Annotated in this window: 19 protein-coding genes; 3 read left to right on the forward strand and 16 right to left on the reverse strand. The window is 39.6% G+C overall.

All coding sequences use genetic code 11. The features are described 5' to 3' along the window. Nucleotides 1-14 precede the first annotated feature (14 nt). The 8 genes from nudC to rpsP all read right to left on the reverse strand — a co-directional run bounded on the left by nudC (nucleotide 15) and on the right by rpsP (nucleotide 8,939). Nucleotides 15-812: an NAD(+) diphosphatase gene (nudC, locus tag ACUXZ4_RS02680; RefSeq protein WP_464973506.1), complete on the reverse strand. Its 798-nt coding sequence runs from the start codon at nucleotides 810-812 to the stop codon at nucleotides 15-17. A 4-nt stretch (nucleotides 813-816) separates the two neighbouring features. Further along, complete coding sequence (gene polA / locus ACUXZ4_RS02685) at nucleotides 817-3,687, reverse strand: DNA polymerase I (RefSeq protein ID WP_464973507.1); 2,871 nt, start codon at nucleotides 3,685-3,687, stop codon at nucleotides 817-819. Nucleotides 3,688-3,797: 110 nt separating this feature from the next. Further along, nucleotides 3,798-5,165, reverse strand: coding sequence for an L-serine ammonia-lyase (locus ACUXZ4_RS02690; RefSeq protein ID WP_464973508.1), 1,368 nt, complete (start codon nucleotides 5,163-5,165; stop codon nucleotides 3,798-3,800). Between the two features lie 228 nt (nucleotides 5,166-5,393). Next, entirely contained in the window at nucleotides 5,394-6,770 is a 1,377-nt protein-coding gene (locus ACUXZ4_RS02695) for a GntP family permease (RefSeq protein WP_464973509.1), read from the reverse strand. A gap of 179 nt (nucleotides 6,771-6,949) precedes the next feature. Next, on the reverse strand, nucleotides 6,950-7,300 hold the full coding sequence (rplS, locus tag ACUXZ4_RS02700) for a 50S ribosomal protein L19 (RefSeq protein ID WP_464973510.1): 351 nt from the start codon (nucleotides 7,298-7,300) through the stop codon (nucleotides 6,950-6,952). 33 nt (nucleotides 7,301-7,333) lie between these two features. Then, nucleotides 7,334-8,071: a tRNA (guanosine(37)-N1)-methyltransferase TrmD gene (trmD, locus tag ACUXZ4_RS02705; RefSeq protein ID WP_464973511.1), complete on the reverse strand. Its 738-nt coding sequence runs from the start codon at nucleotides 8,069-8,071 to the stop codon at nucleotides 7,334-7,336. A gap of 55 nt (nucleotides 8,072-8,126) precedes the next feature. Continuing rightward, nucleotides 8,127-8,654 (reverse strand): ribosome maturation factor RimM, encoded by a 528-nt coding sequence (rimM, locus tag ACUXZ4_RS02710; protein WP_464973512.1) that lies wholly within the window; start codon nucleotides 8,652-8,654, stop codon nucleotides 8,127-8,129. A gap of 36 nt (nucleotides 8,655-8,690) precedes the next feature. After that, nucleotides 8,691-8,939, reverse strand: a complete 249-nt coding sequence (rpsP, locus tag ACUXZ4_RS02715) for a 30S ribosomal protein S16 (RefSeq protein WP_464973513.1) — start codon at nucleotides 8,937-8,939, stop codon at nucleotides 8,691-8,693. A gap of 190 nt (nucleotides 8,940-9,129) precedes the next feature. Between rpsP and ACUXZ4_RS02720 the strand changes: the two genes are divergently transcribed. Next, the gene (locus ACUXZ4_RS02720) at nucleotides 9,130-10,158 is read left to right on the forward strand and encodes a glycosyltransferase family 9 protein (protein WP_464973514.1); all 1,029 of its coding nucleotides are present in this window, start codon (nucleotides 9,130-9,132) and stop codon (nucleotides 10,156-10,158) included. A gap of 46 nt (nucleotides 10,159-10,204) precedes the next feature. On the opposite strand, the gene hemB is transcribed toward ACUXZ4_RS02720, so the two are convergent. From hemB to tatA, 4 genes are read right to left on the reverse strand one after another with little or no spacing between them, the layout of a single operon-like run. Continuing rightward, a complete protein-coding gene (hemB, locus tag ACUXZ4_RS02725; protein WP_464973515.1) occupies nucleotides 10,205-11,227 on the reverse strand; it encodes a porphobilinogen synthase in 1,023 nt (340 codons plus the stop codon). Between the two features lie 50 nt (nucleotides 11,228-11,277). Next, the gene (gene tatC, locus ACUXZ4_RS02730; RefSeq protein ID WP_464973516.1) at nucleotides 11,278-12,024 is read right to left on the reverse strand and encodes a twin-arginine translocase subunit TatC; all 747 of its coding nucleotides are present in this window, start codon (nucleotides 12,022-12,024) and stop codon (nucleotides 11,278-11,280) included. A gap of 5 nt (nucleotides 12,025-12,029) precedes the next feature. After that, nucleotides 12,030-12,617 (reverse strand): Sec-independent protein translocase protein TatB, encoded by a 588-nt coding sequence (gene tatB, locus ACUXZ4_RS02735; protein WP_464973517.1) that lies wholly within the window; start codon nucleotides 12,615-12,617, stop codon nucleotides 12,030-12,032. Nucleotides 12,618-12,620: 3 nt separating this feature from the next. Continuing rightward, nucleotides 12,621-12,842, reverse strand: coding sequence for a Sec-independent protein translocase subunit TatA (gene tatA, locus ACUXZ4_RS02740; protein ID WP_464973518.1), 222 nt, complete (start codon nucleotides 12,840-12,842; stop codon nucleotides 12,621-12,623). Nucleotides 12,843-12,980: 138 nt separating this feature from the next. On the opposite strand from tatA, the gene greB reads away from it, so the two are divergent. Beyond that, on the forward strand, nucleotides 12,981-13,460 hold the full coding sequence (gene greB, locus ACUXZ4_RS02745) for a transcription elongation factor GreB (RefSeq protein WP_464973519.1): 480 nt from the start codon (nucleotides 12,981-12,983) through the stop codon (nucleotides 13,458-13,460). Nucleotides 13,461-13,576: 116 nt separating this feature from the next. Then, on the forward strand, nucleotides 13,577-15,892 hold the full coding sequence (locus tag ACUXZ4_RS02750) for a Tex family protein (RefSeq protein ID WP_464973520.1): 2,316 nt from the start codon (nucleotides 13,577-13,579) through the stop codon (nucleotides 15,890-15,892). Nucleotides 15,893-15,979: 87 nt separating this feature from the next. Here the strand turns inward: ACUXZ4_RS02750 and ACUXZ4_RS02755 are convergent, their stop codons facing one another. The 4 genes from ACUXZ4_RS02755 to srlD all read right to left on the reverse strand — a co-directional run bounded on the left by ACUXZ4_RS02755 (nucleotide 15,980) and on the right by srlD (nucleotide 19,635). After that, entirely contained in the window at nucleotides 15,980-17,425 is a 1,446-nt protein-coding gene (locus ACUXZ4_RS02755) for an alanine/glycine:cation symporter family protein (protein WP_464973521.1), read from the reverse strand. 188 nt (nucleotides 17,426-17,613) lie between these two features. Further along, on the reverse strand, nucleotides 17,614-18,384 hold the full coding sequence (srlR, locus tag ACUXZ4_RS02760; protein WP_464973522.1) for a glucitol operon DNA-binding transcriptional repressor SrlR: 771 nt from the start codon (nucleotides 18,382-18,384) through the stop codon (nucleotides 17,614-17,616). A gap of 10 nt (nucleotides 18,385-18,394) precedes the next feature. After that, nucleotides 18,395-18,757, reverse strand: coding sequence for a transcriptional regulator GutM (gutM, locus tag ACUXZ4_RS02765; protein ID WP_464973523.1), 363 nt, complete (start codon nucleotides 18,755-18,757; stop codon nucleotides 18,395-18,397). Between the two features lie 92 nt (nucleotides 18,758-18,849). Continuing rightward, entirely contained in the window at nucleotides 18,850-19,635 is a 786-nt protein-coding gene (srlD, locus tag ACUXZ4_RS02770; protein WP_464973524.1) for a sorbitol-6-phosphate dehydrogenase, read from the reverse strand. Between the last annotated feature and the right edge of the window lie 5 nt (nucleotides 19,636-19,640).

Consider the following 19,640-nt stretch of genomic DNA (forward strand, 5'->3'; position numbering starts at 1 on the left):
TTTCCTGTTATTAATTAGTTTGCATTTGCACAAAGTTGTAATGTGGTTTCTATTAATTCTCTGGCAATGGTGCCATGTTCAGGTAATTGAGGCAAAGGCTCGTTGTATTTAAACCATTTTGCTTCAACGATCTCTTCTTCTTGTACTTGAATATCGCCACTATCATAATCAGCCAAAAAACCCACCATCTGTGCGTTTGGAAATGCCCAAGGTTGACTGCCAAAATAGCGGATATTTTTAATTTTAATGCCGGATTCTTCAAACACTTCGCGTTCAACGGTTTGCTCAAAGGTTTCGCCTACTTCGACAAATCCTGCGAGCACCGTATAAAGTCCGGCTCTGCCATCGTTGTTCATATGGCGACGGTGACTTGCGAGCAAAATGCAGTCATCCTTACGTATCGCCACAATGATTGACGGGCAAATGACGGGATAAGTGCGGTGTAAACAAGAGGAATTTTTGCATTGCACCGCCCATTCATTTTGTGGCATTTCGGTTTCATGCCCACATTTGCCACAGAATTTATGCGTGTTATAAAAATGATTTAATTCAACACCGCGGTTTAAGAGATTGAATTTGCTCTTCGGTAAATTCAATAAGGAACGCAATGCAATCCAATCATATTGGGCATTGTCTTCCTCTAATAGCAAATAGAGCGGTGCATTATCCCATTCGCCAATTTTTGTGGTGAGTTTATGTTGTAATCCTAATTCTTCCGCAGTTCCAAAAGGTAAATTATGTTGTGGGAAGTAGATGTTTTGTGCTTGCGTAATAAGCCAAAAACCTTGTTTATTATCCGTTGGTTGTATCATTTTATTAATGCGCCTCGTCCCAATTTTGTCCAACGCCAACATCCACAATGAGTGGCACGCTCAGTTTGGCAGCACTTTCCATGCATGATTTGATTAATTGGCTATATTGTGCGATTTTTTCTGAACGCACTTCAAATACCAATTCATCGTGCACTTGCATAATCATATAAATATCAGGATCCTGCGCAATTTCCTTATCAATCGCAATCATGGCTTGTTTAATAATATCAGCGGCACTGCCTTGCATTGGTGCGTTGATTGCCACACGTTCTGCGGCTTTGCGACGAATTGCATTGCTCGAATTAATTTCTGGCAAATATAAACGGCGACCAAAAAGCGTTTCCACATAACCCTGTGCTTTTGCTTTTTCCTGAATATCCGTCATAAAATGCTGCACATTCGGATAGCGCTGGAAATAGAGATTCATATATTTAGTAGCATCAGCACGAGAAATGCCTAATTGGCGTGAAAGCCCAAAGGCTGACATGCCATAAATTAAACCGAAGTTAATGGCTTTCGCGCTACGGCGTTGTTCACTACTAACATCCTCTAAAGGAATACCAAAGATTTCAGCGGCAGTGGCGCGGTGAATATCTTTTCCTTCATTAAATGCTTGTGTTAAGCCTGCATCGTTGGAAAGGTGCGCCATAATTCGCAATTCAATTTGAGAATAGTCAGCGGCGATAATGCTATAACCTTCTCTTGCCACAAAGGCTTGGCGAATACGGCGACCTTCTTCATTACGAATAGGAATATTCTGTAAATTCGGATCGCTGGATGATAAGCGTCCTGTTGTGGTTACAGCCTGATGATAAGAGGTATGAACTCGTCCTGTTTTGGCATTGCACATTTGTGGCAATTTATCTGTATAAGTGGATTTGAGCTTCGCTAAACCGCGATGTTCCATTAATAATTTTGGTACTTCATGCCCTTGCTGTGCCAGTTCTTCTAATACTTCTTCGTTGGTAGAAGGTGCGCCTTTTGGCGTTTTGGCAATGACTGGTAACGCCAATTTTTCAAATAGAATTTCTTGTAACTGTTTGGTTGAAGCCAAATTAAAGGTTTCACCAGCGAGTTGATGTACTTCTTGTTCAAGTGCGGTTAAACGTTGGGCAATTTCTTGCGATTGTTGTTCAAGCGCTTGGTTATTAATCAACACGCCGTTACGTTCAATGCGAGAAAGAACTTCCACTAATGGCAATTCAATGTTTTGATAAAGCTCAACTAATTCAGCACTTTGTTCAATATCTTGCCACAAGGTTTGATGGAGTTTCATGGTAATGTCCGCATCTTCTGCGGCATATTCGGCAGCCTGTGCTAAGTCGATCTTGTCGAAAGTCAGTTGATTTTTGCCTTTACCTGCTAAAGTCTCAAAAGAAATGGTTTGATAACCTAAATAGCGCGCAGCCAAATCATCCATATTATGACGACCTGTGCTATCCAACACATAGCTTTCCAACATGGTATCAAAGGCAACTCCCTGTAATTCAATACCATTATTGGCAAAAATGGTTAAATCATATTTAATGTTTTGCCCAATTTTCTGAATGTCAGGGTTTTCTAATAAAGGTTTGAGTAAGTTTAAGCAAAGGGTTTTATCTAATTGATTTGGGCAAAGTTGCCATTGCATTTCTGTTGTTTCAGGCACTTCGTCAAATAGATCTGTTTGCTCTTGCTCAATTGCAACTTGATGAATATGTGCCAGTGGAATGTAACAGGCTTGTCCATTTTCTAAAGCGAAAGAAATGCCCACCAATTCGGCTTGCATTGGATCTAACGCATTAGTTTCCGTATCCACTGCCACAAATTTTGCTTGTTCAATTTGTGTAATCCATTGTTTTAGTTGTTCTTCTGTGCGGATGATTTGATATAAACTGCGGTCAATTTTTATGTTTTTTTTCACCGTACTTTTGTTCGTCGCACTTGATTTTGATTCTGTTGCGGCAGGGGAAATTTTAACTGCTTGTTCCGCTCCTTTGGTAACGGAACTTTCGCCCGTTAGTACTTCATTGAGCCAACGTTTAAATTCATAACGGGCAAAATATTCAATCAATAAATCTTTATTTGCTTCACCGAGCTGTAATTGTTCTGCGCTGATTTCTAATTCAACATCGGTTTTGATGGTAGCTAGTGCATAGGATAAATCTGCATCTGCTTTGGCTTCCAATAATTTATCGCCCAGCTTTTTCGCACCTCGAATGGATAAGTCAGCAACTTTGTCAATGTTAGCGTAAATTTCAGCCATTGAACCAATGCCTTGTAATAGTCCAAGTGCTGTTTTTTCACCTACGCCAGCTACGCCAGGAATATTGTCTGCACTATCGCCCATTAATGCCAAATAGTCGATAATTAATTCTGGTGGAATGCCATATTTATCCATTACACCTTGACGATCCAACAGGCTATTATTCATGGTGTTGATAAGCATAATATTGTCATCAACTAATTGCGCCATGTCTTTATCGCCTGTTGAGATGAGGACTTTTTTACCCGCCCGAGACGCTTCAACCGCAAGGGTACCAATCACATCATCTGCTTCAACGCCTTCAATGGAAAGCAATGGAATACCTAAAGCACGAATAATATCGTGTAAAGGTTGAATTTGGCTGCGTAATTCATCGGGCATAGGGGGGCGATGAGATTTGTATTGCTCAAACATTTCGTCCCGAAAGGTTTTCCCTTTGGCATCAAAAACCACTGCAATATGGCTTGGTTGCACCTGTGCAATCAGGCTTTTTAGCATATTGAGTACGCCATACATGGCACCCGTTGGCTCGCCTTGGGTATTGGTTAATGGGGGAAATGCGTGGAATGCACGATATAAATAGGAAGAACCGTCCACTAATACCAGTGGGTTTTCAGCAATTTGCGTCATTGTATTTCTCTTGAACAACTAATCTTGGACGCTATTATAGCTGAATTTCCATAAAAAAGTGCGGTGTAAAAACGTGCAATTTTTCCACCGCACTTTTAGGTTTTCAGTAATTAGTCACAGATGACTTTGATGGCTAAGCCACCTTGTGATGTTTCGCGGTATTTGGCATTCATATCTTTGCCAGTTTCATACATGGTTTCGATCACTTTATCCAAGGTTACGCGAGGGTTTGTGGTGCGGCGCAACGCCATGCGGCTTGCATTGATGGCTTTTACTGAGGCAATCGCATTACGTTCAATACAAGGCACCTGAACTTGACCGCCAACGGGATCGCAAGTTAAACCTAGGTTATGCTCCATGGCAATTTCCGCCGCAATACAAACTTGTTCTGGACTTGCCCCTAAAATTTCGGCTAAACCAGCTGCTGCCATAGAACAGGCAACGCCTACTTCGCCTTGGCAACCGACTTCAGCACCAGAAATAGACGCATTCATTTTGTATAATGCCCCCACCATGCCACAGGCTAATAAATAGCGTTCAATAATTTCTTGATCCAATGGCGAGACGAATTTTTCATAGTAAGACAATACAGCAGGAATAATACCACAAGCACCGTTTGTTGGCGCGGTTACTACACGTCCACCTGCTGCATTTTCCTCATTCACCGCTAAAGCATACATATTGACCCAGTCAATAACACGCATTGGATCGGTGGTTAAGTTTGTGTTGGCTTGTAGCATACGATAGAGTGTAGCTGCACGTCTTGGTACCTTTAATGGCCCTGGTAATAACCCTTCAGTATGTAAACCACGATCAATACAAGCTTGCATGGTTTGCCACACCAATAATAAATGTTTTTGTGTTGCTTCTTTGCCATTTAAGGCGATTTCATTTTCCATCATCACAGTGGAAAGCGCTAAACCATTGTCTTTACAATGTCTTAGAATATCAGCCGCACTTTTGAATGGATAAGGTACTGGTGTGACAGTTTCTTGTTCTTGTCCAAAATGTGCTTCATCTACAATAAAACCACCACCAATAGAATAGTAGGTTTGTTGGTAAAGGGGGGCACTTTCATCATCAAGTGCGGTGATTTTCATGCCATTTTCATGTAAGGATAAGAAACTTTGATGAAAGACCATATTGGTATCAAAGTTAAAATCAACGATTTTCTCACCCTGTGCAATGGGTAAATGTGCAGTTTGTTTTAATTCCTGAATAAATTTAGGAATTAATTCAATATCTACATCATGAGGCAAATAGCCTGCTAATCCCATAATAATCGCAGTATCTGTGTTATGGCCACGTCCAGTCATAGAAAGTGAACCATATACATCAACATGAAGTCTGCTTGTTTTTTCTAATAGATGTTGGGTGATTAAATCATCTACAAATTGTTTGCCCGCTTTCATTGGACCTACAGTGTGTGAGCTAGAAGGTCCAATGCCCACTTTAAACATATCAAATACACTAATCATTTTATTCTTCTCAAATTTAGAAAATCCTTTATGGCCAATTTACTAGCAATAAAGGAAAAATGGCATTTTAAATGAAATTTAAAAATAATCCATAAACAACTGCAGAGATTGCGATTAAACCTATCGAGGTATTGAATGAACTAAAATAGGAATGGTCATTTAAAAATATTTTGAGAAAATTTGCATCATTTTTGACAGGCTAGCATAAGCTAGCCTGCTTTGATGTGGTTATAGAAGGATTAAAGACAACACATAAACGGTTAACATACCCACGATACCCATGATAAATGTGAGCGTTGTTTGTGTACGATAACCTTGTTGCGGTGTCATTTTGGTGAAGTTAGTGACTACCCAATAATAGCTGTCGTTTGCATGGGAAACGCACATTGCACCAGCAGAAATCGCCATAACACAAAGAGCTGCAGCAATCTCGTTAGTGAAGCCTAACACAGCCATTAAAGAGTCGCCCGCATTAAACATACCCATAATGGAGGCTGTGGTGATAATTGCAACAGTTGAGCTGCCTTGCGCTGTTTTTAAGATTGCTGAAATTAAGAATGGGAAGAAAATACCTGCCATACTAATAATATGCGCGTTTTGTTTAATATATTCTACAAAGCCTGCTTCAGTAATCACTTTACCTAATACACCACCAGCAGCAGTAATAAAGAGGATTGGACCTACTGTTTTTAGCGTCTCGTTGGTTAAATCGCCAAAATCTGCCATTTTGCCAGTGCTAATTAGTAAGAATACAGAGAAAATCACACCAATTGCTAAAGCAATAATTGGATTTCCTAAGAATAACATGATGTTACCAAAGCCACCCTCAATGCCCATGATTTTGGTAATAGAACCTAAGGCCATAAAGATAATTGGCATAAGAATTGGCGCTAAGCTTAGAAAACCACTTGGTAATTTTCCATATTGCTTGAGCAGTTCGTCATAGCTTTTATTGATAACAGCATCTGCTTCTGATTCATCAATATTAACTTTACCGCCAATATATTTCGCAAATAAATAAGAAGCTAGAAGTACAGGAATTGACACAACCACACCCATTAAAATAACAAGTAATAGTTGAGAACCTAAACCCAATGCGCCTGCGGCTGCAATTGGCCCTGGTGTTGGTGGAATAAATACGTGAGCAGCATAAAGACCCGCACTTAGTGCAACAGCCATGCCAACAGGATTGGCAGCGATTTTTTTACGTAATGCTTCACGAATTGGGTTTAAAACAACGAAACCACTATCACAGAATACGGGAATACCAACAACCCAACCCATAATTAACATAGCTAATTCAGGACGTTTTTGCCCCACTAATTTAACTATGATATCAGCAAGTTTTAAGGCTGCCCCTGTTTTTTCTAGAACTGTACCAATAATGGCACCAAAGATAATTACAATCCCAATACTTTTAAAGGTACCACTAAAACCATTCCCTACAATACCTGGGATTTTATTGAGATCAATACCTGCACTTAATGCCAGTGCTAAAGAAATCGTCATTAATGCAAGAAATGGATGGACTTTTAATTTTGAAATCATCCATATCATAATAATGATGGCGATAATAAAGCCAATGATAAGCGTCATTCCACTCATAGTTATCTCCTTAATTGAAATAAAATCAAAGATATCCTAGCAGAATTACTATAAAGAAAAGGAGAGTTAGATCACAATTCTAAAAAATGGATGTAGAAAGTTATTTGTTATGTCGTTTTCTTTTTGAAAAGAAAAAGCCTTGGGATTTCCCAAGGCTTATATTCATTGCGATCTTAGAATTATTCGCCAAGACGCTCTTTGATACGTGCAGATTTACCTGAACGCTCACGTAAGTAGTAAAGTTTCGCTTTACGTACCGCACCTTTACGTTTAACGCTGATGCTATCAATGATTGGAGAGTGAGTTTGGAAAACACGCTCAACACCAACACCGTTTGACATTTTACGTAACGTAAATGCACTGTGCAAGCCGCGGTTACGAATTGCGATAACCACGCCTTCGAATGCTTGCAGACGACGTTTAGAACCTTCTACTACCCATACTTTAACTTCTAATGTGTCACCAGGACGGAAGCTAGGTACGTTTTGTTTTAATTGTTCTTGTTCAAGTTGTTTAATAATGTTGCTCATTTTTTAAACCTTTTTTACTAGATTAAACTGATATTAACTGTTTTCTGCTTTAATTTGCTTTAACAGTTTCTTTTGTTCGTCAGTCAGAGCTAGTTTTTCCAGTAGCTCAGGGCGTCTTAACCAAGTTCGTTCTAGGGATTGTTTCAATCGCCACTTTCGAATTTCTTCATGGTTACCCGACATCAGCACAGGTGGCACTGCTAAGCCATCTAACATTTCAGGGCGAGTATAATGCGGACAATCTAATAAACCAACAGCAAATGAATCTTCATCCGCTGAGGCTTGTTTGCCTAATACCCCAGGAATAAATCTTGCAACAGCATCAATTAACGTCATTGCAGGAAGTTCCCCACCAGTTAGAACATAATCACCGATTGACCATTCTTCATCAATTTCTGTTTGAATCAACCGCTCATCAATGCCTTCGTAACGTCCACACACTAAAATGATTTTTTCATTTTGTGAGAGTTCTTTTACACCAGCTTGCTCTAACTTACGTCCTTGAGGAGAAAGATAAATTACCTTAACTCCCTCTCCTGCTTCTTGTTTTGCTAATTGAATTGCATCCCGTAAAGGTTGCACCATCATCAGCATTCCAGGACCACCGCCATAAGGGCGATCATCAACGGTTCTATGTTTATCAAAGGTAAAATCCCTTGGATTATAGCACCGCACTTGCAGAAGATTATGTTTAACAGCTCGGCCCGTCACCCCAAATTCTGTAATTGCTTTAAACATTTCTGGGAAAAGACTAATAATCCCAATCCACATAGTTAATCCTTTGTGTCAAAATGTTACTACTCAAAGCGCAACAGCATACCTGAGATTAGAAACCAGCGTCCCAATCCACTTCAATAGTCTTAGTGGTGAGATCTACTCTTTTAACTACTTGTTCATACAAAAACGGAATTAACCGTTCTTGTTTGCCAAAAGCATCTTTGGCGCTTGCGCGAACTACCAACACATCATTAGAACCTGTTTCCATCATTTCAGATACAGTGCCCATGTTGTAACCTTCTAAATTAACGACTTGGCAGCCAATTAAATCATGCCAATAAAAATCGCCTTCTTCTAGCTCAGGAAATACGGATAAATCCACGCCAATTTCTACATTGGCAAGGGTTTGTGCCGTTTCACGATCATTAATATTTTTTAATTTAACAATAAGTTCGTGATTATGATGTTTCCAGCTTTCTAATTCAGTTGGTTGCCATTGTCCTTTAATTTTTAAGAACCAAGGCTGATAGTCAAAGATACTTTCTGCGTATTCTGTTGATGAATAAATACGTAACCAACCACGAATACCATAAGTTGAACCTAATTTGCCAACTACTTCAATTCTTTGTTGTTCCATATTATCCACCTATCTAAATGCTCAAATCGCTAGCAATTATGCTGCTTTTTTCGCTTCTTTCACTAATACGCTAACACGATCAGAAAGGCTTGCACCTTTTTCTAACCATGCATTAACACGATCTAAATCTAAACGTAAACGTTCAGCTTTACCTGTTGCTAATGGGTTGAAAAAACCTACGCGCTCAATGAAACGACCGTCACGTGGTGAACGGCTGTCAGCAACAACGATTTGATAAAATGGGCGTTTTTTAGCTCCGCCACGAGATAAACGAATGGTTACCATAACCTTCCTCTAAGTGTTTAATAATAAAAGAAAACCTGCATCGAAGGAGCAGGAATGCTTACTTTTTTCTCTGTATATATAGACAAAAAGCCTGAAAATTATACATTTTTTTATTAGAAAAGCAAGGTTTATCTTATGATTGCCTTTTGTTAGAATGAATCACTTAAATTGATTAAGGTTACTTTTCATTATGCAAAATTTACTTGTTATCCGAAATGATAAATTAGGTGATTTCATCCTGATTTTTCCTGCATTAGCATTAATCAAACAATCCACACCTCATATTAAAATTACCGCATTGGTGCCAAAATATACCGCACCTTTAGCGGAAATTTGCCCTTACATTGATGACATCATTATTGATGCAACGGATAAGAAAAACTCAACCGAATTTAACCGCACTTTACAGCAAATTAAACAAGCAAAATTTGATGCGGTGATTAGCTTTGTTTCTGATTGGTATAATGCCAAATTAACTTGGCAATCTGGCATTTCGTATCGTTTGGCGCCCGCCACCAAATTATTTCAATTTTTATATAATCAGCGTTTAACGCAACGTCGTTCCCGCTCTGAAAAAGCCGAATTTGCATACAATATGGATTTGGCGCGTCAATTTTTACAAGATCATCATTTTGAAGTGAAAGATGTTCAACCACCTTATTTGCAGCTTGAACAAAGTGCGGTGCAAAAACAGAAAGTTTTATTATCTGAGCAATTGGGACTGGATAAAGATAAAAAATGGTTATTTGTACATAGCGGAACCGGTGGCTCTGCCAATAATTTGTCTTTATCACAATATGCTGAGCTCATTCAAGGCATTTTAGGAGGTTTTGATTGCCAAGTTGTGCTAACCGCTGGGCCAAATGAAAGCGAAAAAGCACAACAATTAGCAACATTGGTTAATCATAAAAATGTGGTGGTTTATGATCAAAATAACGGGTTAGTGGATTTTACGCATTCCCTTGCTTGTGCTGATTTATTTATTGCTGGCTCAACAGGGCCTTTACATGTTTGTGGCGCTTTAAATGTGGCGACCATTGGTTTTTATCCAAGCCGTCTATCTGCTATTCCTCGCCGCTGGCAGCCGATTAATGCACCAGATAAGCACATTGCCTTCTGCCCACCGTTTAAAAAAGAAGTGGAAAAGAATTTACATGTGATTTCCATTAAAGACTGCTTAGTGGATATTTTGCCGTTTATTGAGCGTCAATGGCATTAAAAAAGTGCGGTGAAAAAGACCGCACTTTTGTTCTATTCAATAAAGATTATTTATTTTTACCTTCTTCATACAACCACTCAGCAACCTGTTTCGCAAAGTAGGTCAGAATACCATCAGCACCTGCACGTTTGAAGCAGAGCAATCCTTCCATGATACATTCTTTCTCTTTTAACCAACCATTTTGAATGGCTGCCCAGTGCATAGCATATTCACCTGAAACTTGATAAGCAAAGGTTGGCACACCAAATTGGTGTTTTACGCGATAGACCATATCTAAATAAGGCATGCCAGGTTTAACCATCACCATATCCGCGCCTTCTTCAATATCTAACGCCACTTCTTGTAAGCCCTCGTTACTGTTAGCTGGATCAAGTTGATAAGTCTTTTTATCCCCACCTTTTAGATTAGCTGCTGATCCGACTGCATCGCGGAATGGACCATAATAATTTGAGGCATATTTTGCCGCATAAGCCATAATTAAGGTGTTGATAAAGCCCTGCTGCTCAAGTGCGGTGCGAATTTTGCCAATTCTACCATCCATCATATCACTTGGTGCCACAATATCGGCGCCAGCCTCTGCGTGTGAAAGTGCTTGTTTGACCAAAATATCGCTAGTGATTTCATTTAATACATAGCCTTCGTCATCGATAATGCCATCTTGTCCATGCACTGTGTAAGGATCAAGCGCTACATCAGTGAGTACGCCTAATTCGGGATAAGCAGTCTTCAATGCTTTAACCGCACGCTGTACTAAACCATTGGGATTATAGGCTTCTTCTGCCATTAGGGATTTTTTGTCTTGCTCAATCACAGGGAATAATGCAATAACAGGTACGCCATATTTCACTAATAACCCGGCTTCGATCAGCAATTGATCAAGAGTGAGACGCTCCACTTTTGGCATTGAAGGTACAAGCTCGCGATGATTTTCGCCTTCCATAATAAAGACGGGATAGATTAAATCATCTACGGTTAATTTATTCTCTGACATTAAACGGCGGCTAAAATCATGTTTACGCATACGGCGTAAACGACGAGCAGGATAGCCTGTGAAAATTTGTTGAGTCATGTTGTTTCCTTTTATCAAAAATGCACAAAGGGGCATTGCCCCTTTTCTTTTTATTCACTTTGTTCTTCTTCATCCTCTTTCGGACGATAAAATCTAGCGCAGAGAATGCCTACTTCAAATAATAAGCACATTGGAATGGCTAATAATGTTTGCGAAAAAATATCAGGAGGGGTGAGCAACATCCCAATCACAAAGGCGGCAACGATAATATAAGGTCGTTTTGCTTTGAGATCTTCAGGTGTGGTAATGCCTGTCCAACAGAGTAAAATAATCGCCACAGGCACTTCGAAACAAATACCAAATGCAAGGAAGAGGGTTAACACAAAATCGAGGTAGCTGCTAATATCCGTCGCCATCGCAACACCTTCTGGCGTGGTATTAGTTAAGAAACTAAATACCAATGGGAATACCACATAATAGGCAAAAGCTACACCTGTGTAGAACAAAATCGTGCTAGACACTAACAATGGGTACACTAAGCGTTTTTCGTGGTTATACAATGCTGGTGCTACAAATGCCCAAAGTTGATAGAGCAAATAAGGCACAGAAATAAAAATCGCGGCAATTCCTGTTAATTTAATCGGTGTGAAAAATGGTGCTGCGACATTGGTCGCAATCATGGTAGAGCCCGCCGGCATAGCATTGAGTAACGGGGTGGAAATGATATGGTAAATATCATTAGCAAAATAAACTAATGCACAGAACACCACTAAAATGCAAATAACGCCACGTAATAAACGGTTGCGTAATTCAACTAAATGAGAAATTAAGGGTTGAGTTTCTTCTACTTTACTCATGAGATTTATGCATTATATTTGCTATTGGTTGAGGGTTGCTGATCATCAAGTGGATGATATTGCTCCATATATTTCGCTAATTGCGCATCAAGATCCACTTCATCTTCAATATTGTTCTGCGCTTCCTCTGGCGTTGAGTCATGAAGTGCGGTTAAATTTTCTGAATTTTTTACCGCACTTTCGGTTGGCTTTTCAGTTTGTTGCGCAACATCAATGGCTTTTTTTTGGGTTTGTTGGAAGTTTGCTTCCCTTACATCTTTAATTTGTTCTTGTAAGGATTTATTGGCGTCCGCAGCTTGTTTATCTAAATCGGCTTTCATTTTTTGCGCCGATTCTTTCAGTTCTTCCACTGTTTTAGCCAAATCAGGCGACAAGGTCTTCAAATTAAGATGTTCTGCTTTTTTAATGCTTTCTTGTAGTTCTTGTAATTTTAGTTCTTGACTCAGTTCATTTTGAACATTAGCCGCTAATCCTCGAATAGTGCGCACCCATTTCATTACGGTTCTAATGGCAACAGGCATACGTTGAGGACCTAGCACTACTAGACCCACAATAAAGATTAAAATTAATTCAGAAAAACCAATATCAAACACAGATTAAGCCTGTTCTTTTTCTTTTGCCTTTTCCGCTGAAGTACCTTCAGGGGTTTCTAATGATTTAAATTCAGCGTCTTTTGGCTCATCTTCTGCCATTGCTTTTTTGAAACCTTTGACTGATGCACCTAAATCAGAACCTAGGGTACGTAATTTTTTCGTTCCAAATAATACAACAACGATTAAAAGAATAATCAGAATTTGCCAAATACTTACTCCGCCCATAGTTTTTCCTTATTTTGAGTTAATGATAAAAACAGTGAGAATATACCGTTTTTAGCCTTTTTGAACAATAGCCAAAAGGAATTATTTTGTCTAACTATGCTATAATCTGGGCAATTTATGTTAGGAAATAAAGTAAAAATGGCTAAATCAAATTACATCACGCGTTCAGGTTGGAATGCCTTGGATCAAGAATTGAAGTATCTTTGGAAAGAAGAACGACCAAAAGTCACGCAGGCTGTATCGGATGCGGCAGCCTTAGGTGATCGCAGTGAAAATGCGGAATATATTTATGGTAAGCGCCGTTTGCGTGAAATTGATCGCCGAGTTCGTTTTCTAATGAAACGCTTGGAAGTGCTACAAATTGTGGATTATAGCCCTAAGCAAGAAGGCAAAGTGTTTTTTGGCGCCTGGGTTGAATTGGAAACAGAACAGGGCGAATTAAAGCAATATCGCATTGTCGGTTGTGATGAGTTTGATCCTGCGAAAAACTGGATTTCTATTGATTCACCAGTGGCGCGCGCTTTAATTGGTAAGCAAGTGGATGACGATATCTCTGTTGAAACGCCTTCAGGGAAAATGACTTTTTATGTCAATCGTATTTGGTATGAAACCACATAAAAATCGACCGCACTTTTCAGCCCCCACTTTCAGATAAAGTGGCTTGATTCGCCACTTTCTTTTTATAAGCAAACATATTATGCTATCCCGCAATTTTTTATTTAAGAAGTATCCTTATGTTAAATCAACAAATTAGTCAAATTATTGCCTCTGAATTAACCGTTCGTCCGCAACAAATTTTAGCCGCGATCCAATTGTTAGATGAAGGCAATACCATTCCTTTTATTGCACGTTATCGTAAAGAAGTTACTGGCGGTTTAGATGATACGCAGCTGCGTCATTTTGAGACCCGTTTAATTTACTTGCGCGAGTTGGACGAACGTCGTCAAACGATTTTGAAGTCAATTGAAGAGCAAGGCAAATTAACGGATGACCTCCGCGATAAAATTGCACAGGTGCAAAGCAAAACAGAATTAGAGGATTTGTATTTGCCTTACAAACCGAAGCGTCGCACCAAAGGACAAATCGCGATTGAAGCAGGGCTTGAGCCTTTAGCAGATTTGTTATGGAACGAACCACAGCATGAACCAGAGCAGACAGCGACATCTTTTATCGATGCTGAAAAAGGCATTGCTGATACCAAAGCTGCATTGGATGGGGCGAAATATATTTTAATGGAGCGTTTTGCTGAAGATGCTCAATTATTAGCAAAAGTTCGCCAATATTTACTGCAAAGTGCGGTGCTAGTTTCAAAAGTTTTAGAAGGCAAAGAAGCGGAAGGTGCAAAATTCCAAGATTATTTCGATCATCAAGAACGCTTAAATAATGTGCCTTCTCATCGTGCTTTAGCCATGTTCCGCGGGCGTAATGAAGGCATTTTACAACTGAGTTTAAATGCAGATCCTGATGCGGAAGAAAGTAGCCGTTCAAGCTATTGCGAAGAGATTATTCGTGATCATTTACAGGTTCGTTTTACGGGGCAGCCAGCGGATAGATGGCGTGAACAAGTGGTTGCTTGGACGTGGAAAATCAAAGTCGCCCTACATTTAGAAACAGAGTTAATGGCAAACTTGCGTGAGAAAGCGGAAGATGAAGCTATTAATGTTTTTGCCCGAAATTTAACCGCGCTTTTAATGGCAGCACCTGCGGGAGCGAAAACGACAATGGGATTAGATCCCGGCTTGCGTACTGGGGTGAAAGTTGCTGTTGTGGATAATACAGGCAAATTGCTCGATACTAATACGGTCTATCCACATTCTTCAGGTCAAATGAACGCTGCAATGGCGAGTATTTATGCTTTAATTAATAAACATGGGGTTGAACTCATTGCTATTGGTAATGGCACCGCTTCTCGTGAAACTGAGCGTTTTGCTAAAGATGTGATTAAAGCAATTGATGGTCAAAAACCGCAAACTGTGGTGGTGAGTGAGGCTGGTGCTTCAGTTTATTCTGCTTCAGAGTTAGCGGCAACAGAATTTCCAAATGTGGATGTGTCCTTGCGTGGCGCAATTTCCATAGCTCGTCGTTTACAAGATCCTTTGGCGGAATTAGTGAAAATTGATCCGAAAGCGATTGGCGTGGGGCAATATCAGCATGATGTCAATCAATCACAGCTAGCGCGTAAATTGGATGCGGTAGTGGAAGACTGTGTTAATGCGGTTGGCGTCGATTTGAATACCGCTTCTGCACCTTTATTAGCTCGTGTTGCGGGCATGACGAAAACCCTTGCACAAAATATTGTGGCTTATCGTGATGAAAATGGGCGTTTTGAAAGTCGCAACGATTTGAAGAAAGTACCAAGACTTGGTGCAAAAGCCTTTGAACAATGTGCGGGATTCATGCGAATTCTAGCTGGAAAAAATCCATTGGATGCTTCAGGTGTTCACCCAGAAGCCTATGCTGTGGTGGAAAAAATCTTACAAGCAACGGAGCAATCTATTCAAACCCTAATGGGCAATGCCAGCTTAGTGCGCCAGTTAGATGCCAAAAAATTCGTTGACGAACAATTTGGTTTGCCAACGGTAATGGATATTTTCAACGAATTAGAAAAGCCGGGACGCGATCCGCGTGGTGAATTTAAAACGGCAACCTTTATGGATGGCGTAGAAGAAATTACGGATTTGAAAGCGGGCATGATATTGGAAGGAACGATCACCAATGTCACTAATTTCGGCGCCTTTGTGGATATCGGTGTTCATCAAGATGGTCTTGTGCATATTTCTTCTTTGGCGGATAAATTTGTGGAAGATCCACATCAAGTGGTCAAAACAGGCGATGTAGTGAAAGTGAAAGTATTAGAAGTGGACGTTGCTCGTCGTCGTATTGCTTTAACCATGCGTATGGATGAAACTGCAGTGAAAAATCACGATAAAAACTCGGCCAAAATGGACCGCACTTTAGCGCCAAAATCCAGTAACAAAGGGAATTCACTGCGCAATTCATTCAGCAATAACGCTTTTGCCAATGCGTTGAAAGATTGGAAGAAGTCGTAATTTCTGTATCTGAAAAATCAGTACAAACAATATAAAAAATCACCGCGCTTTGATGAAGTGCGGTGATTTTTTTTGAATGTTTTGGTGTTATTCTTGTTTGCCCCAAATTTGAGGATCAACGCCACGTTTTAATAATTCAGGATGATCTTCCACACTGAATACTGGCTCTTGTCCCGCTTTAAGTTGTTTGCGGTAATCTTTGAGAATTAACCATACCACTGGGGAAAGCAAGATAATAGCCACAAGGTTAATCATTGCCATTGATGCCATTACCGTATCTGCGAATGCCCACACGATACCACCGTCACGTACTGCACCGAAGTAAACGAAGAACAACACGATGAGACGGAAGATTAAGACCATAGTTGGTTTGTTGCGGATATAGCGAATATTACTTTCTGCGTAGGCGTAGTTACCGATAATTGAGGTGTAGCAGAATAATAAAATAATGAACGCGAGGAAATGTAAACCAAACTCGCCAACATGGAATGTTAACGCTTTTTGGGTTAATGATACCGCTTTTAAGCTTTCGCAACCGTAATCGTCAGACATTAAAATGATGACTGCGGTACAGGTACAAACAATGATGGTATCCACAAATACACCAAGCATTTGGATTAAACCTTGAATCGCAGGGTGTTTTGCATTTGATGTTGCCGCTGAATTTGGCGCAGAACCCATACCTGCTTCGTTAGAGAATAAACCGCGTTTAATCCCCATTAACATAGCTTTTGAGAATAAAGCACCGAACATACCACCAGCCATTGCAGAGAAATCAAAGGCGCTAGTAACAATATTTGCAAGTACAGCAGGCACTTTGCTGATATTCATACCAAGAATAATAACGGCGATAATTAAATAGAAAAGCGCCATGGTCGGTACCACTTTAGATGACACTTGCCCGATACGTTTTACCCCCCCGAAAATTACTAAGCCAGTTAAAATCACTAAGCAAATACCCACGTAGTTTGGATTCCAACCCCAAGCATTACGGGTTGCTTCTACAATAGAGTTGGCTTGTACTGCATTAAAGGCGAAACCGAAGGTGAAAATGAGGGTGATAGCAAAAGCGACCGCTAACCAAGGGGCTTTTAAACCTTTTGAAATATAGTAAGCAGGGCCTCCGCGGAACATACCATCCGCATCTTGAATTTTATAGACTTGTGCTAAAGAAGATTCAGCAAAGGCACTACTCATACCGATTAATGCAGTAACCCACATCCAGAACACTGCTCCCGGACCACCTAAAGCAATTGCAGTGGCAACACCACCAATGTTACCAACACCTACGCGGCTTGCTAAGCCAGTGGCAAATGCTTGGAATGGCGTTAATGAACTACCTGTTGACGCACGTCCAAACCACATTTCGCGAATACTTTGTGGCAATAAGCGTAATTGAACAAGACCTGTGGAAATAGTAAAAAATAGGCCGGTAAATAATAAGGTAATGACCGTAATATCCCACAATGGACCATCAATATTATCAACAATCCATCTTAAGATTTCTTCGAATTTTAGAACAATATCATGCATAATTGGACGCTCTCTTGAAGTTAATATCGCAAGGATTCTAATATAATTCTGATCAAATGTGATCGAATTACTGGAAAAACAGGATAAAAATTTATAAAAGTGCGGTGAAAATTTGAATGATTTTTAAGAAAAAGGTGAAAAAAAAGGAATTAATCTAATTCCTTTTTTCTTATGCTTTATTGCGGTACTTATTCAGCGATGATGATATTTATGCCTTTCTCTGTCAACATTTGATGAATTTTAGGCTCAATGCCATTATCTGTAATGATGGTATCAATTTTTTCTAATGGGCAGACGATATTGGGACTGCGGCGATTGAATTTTGTTGAATCTGTCAGCACAATGATTTTTTTTGCAGCATCGCACATGGCTTTGCTCACTCCATGCACTTCATTAAAGGTCGTTAGACCTAAATTCATATCAAAACCATCTGTTCCAATAAAGAGTTTATCAAATGAAAAATACTCAAAGGTTTTTTCAGCCAAAATACCATGGAAAGAACCTGATTTGGGACGATAGGTGCCACCACAAGTCAGTAATTCATGCTCAGTATTAAGATTAGAAATTGCGTTGAGAATATGCAAGCTATTGGTCATAATAGTCAGATTCTCAAATTGATTAAAATAAGGGATCATTTGTAGCACTGTGCTTCCTGAATCCATAATCAATGAATCGCCATTCTTAAGTAAGCTAACTGCTGCTTTTGCAATTAATTTTTTGGCTTCTAAATTGATGTAGGCTTTATTGATAATCGGCAAATCATCATCTTCGTTATCATTTGTAACCAGAATAACGCCACCATAAGTGCGTACGACTTTCTTTTCATCTTCAAGTGCGGTTAAATCTTTGCGAATTGTGGTGCCGCTGGTGGAAAAATGACTAGCAAGTTCTTCAACTGATGTTTTACCTTGCGTGCGAAGGTAATTGAGGATTTCCAGTTGTCGCTCTTTTGGTTTCATTGCGTATCCTTTATTCTTTTATTTGTATCGCTTCTGATAAAGCATCTTGCGCATTGGGATTATTAGGGAAAAGCAAATCAGGTTTGATTTCATGGTGCTTTAAGCCAATTAATTCAGGAACTGGCTGTGGAGATGAAAATACAGTAAATCCTTTCATCATTAAGGCATCTACAACGGTTAAATCATCATCGAAAGCGATAGCAATGACGACTTTAGCTTTAAAACGCCCCTTGGTTCGACCGACACCAATTCTTCCTTTTTTTGATAAAGCACTAAAAGCGCGATTAAAACGGCTAACCTGTATGCCACCTAAAATAATTTGAAGTACCCAAGCGACAATGGCGATTAGGATTAATGAATTTGTTGCGGACATTAAGATGATTTTCTCTGAAAAATAGATTTACAAGGTTATTCTATAATAATTTGAGAGGAGATAAAAGGGCACATTAACGTGCCCTCTTAATATTAGAACATCACTTGACCACCAGTGATATTGATTGATTGTCCTGTGCAATAAGAAGCTTGTTCACTTGCGTAGAACATAAGAACATTTAATACATCTTGATAATCGCAACCACGTTTTAGAGGTACTTTATCGATGTATACTTGTTCAACTTCGCTTTCAGGAATACCTAATTTTTGCGCATATTGTGGAATAAGTGATTGGAACATTGGCGATTTTAATAAGTTACCTAACATTAGAGAGTTTACGGTAATGCCGTTGTCCGCTAAGTCTAACGCTAGAGATTGTGTTAAACCTACACCACCAAATTTCGCTGCACTATAACCAGAGTTGTGTTTACTACCCACTTTACCTGATTTAGAGTTGATTTGAATGATGCGACCTTTGATGCCATCACGAACCATTAATTTCGCGAATTCACGTGCACATAAGAAGTAACCAGTTAAGTTTACTGCAACAGAGAATTCAAAATCTTTTAATGCAAAGCTAGTGATTGGCGCTGCTTTTGCTACACCTGCGCTGTAAACTAATAAATCTGAACGACCGAAAGTTGCATCAACGTTTGCTGCTAATTGAATAACACTTTCTTCGCTTGTTGCGTCAACTTTGAAACCATGGGCTACTTCTTTACCTACTTTTTGGTTGATTTCAGCTGCTGTTTTTTGTGCATTTGCTTCATTTAAGTCAGCAACAGCAACACGATAACCATTTTCAGCTAAACCCGCACATAAAAATGCACCAAGAGTTTGACCACCACCAACAACGATAGCTACTTTAGAAGATTCCATATGAT

This window comes from Reella acinonychis (assembly GCF_052828705.1).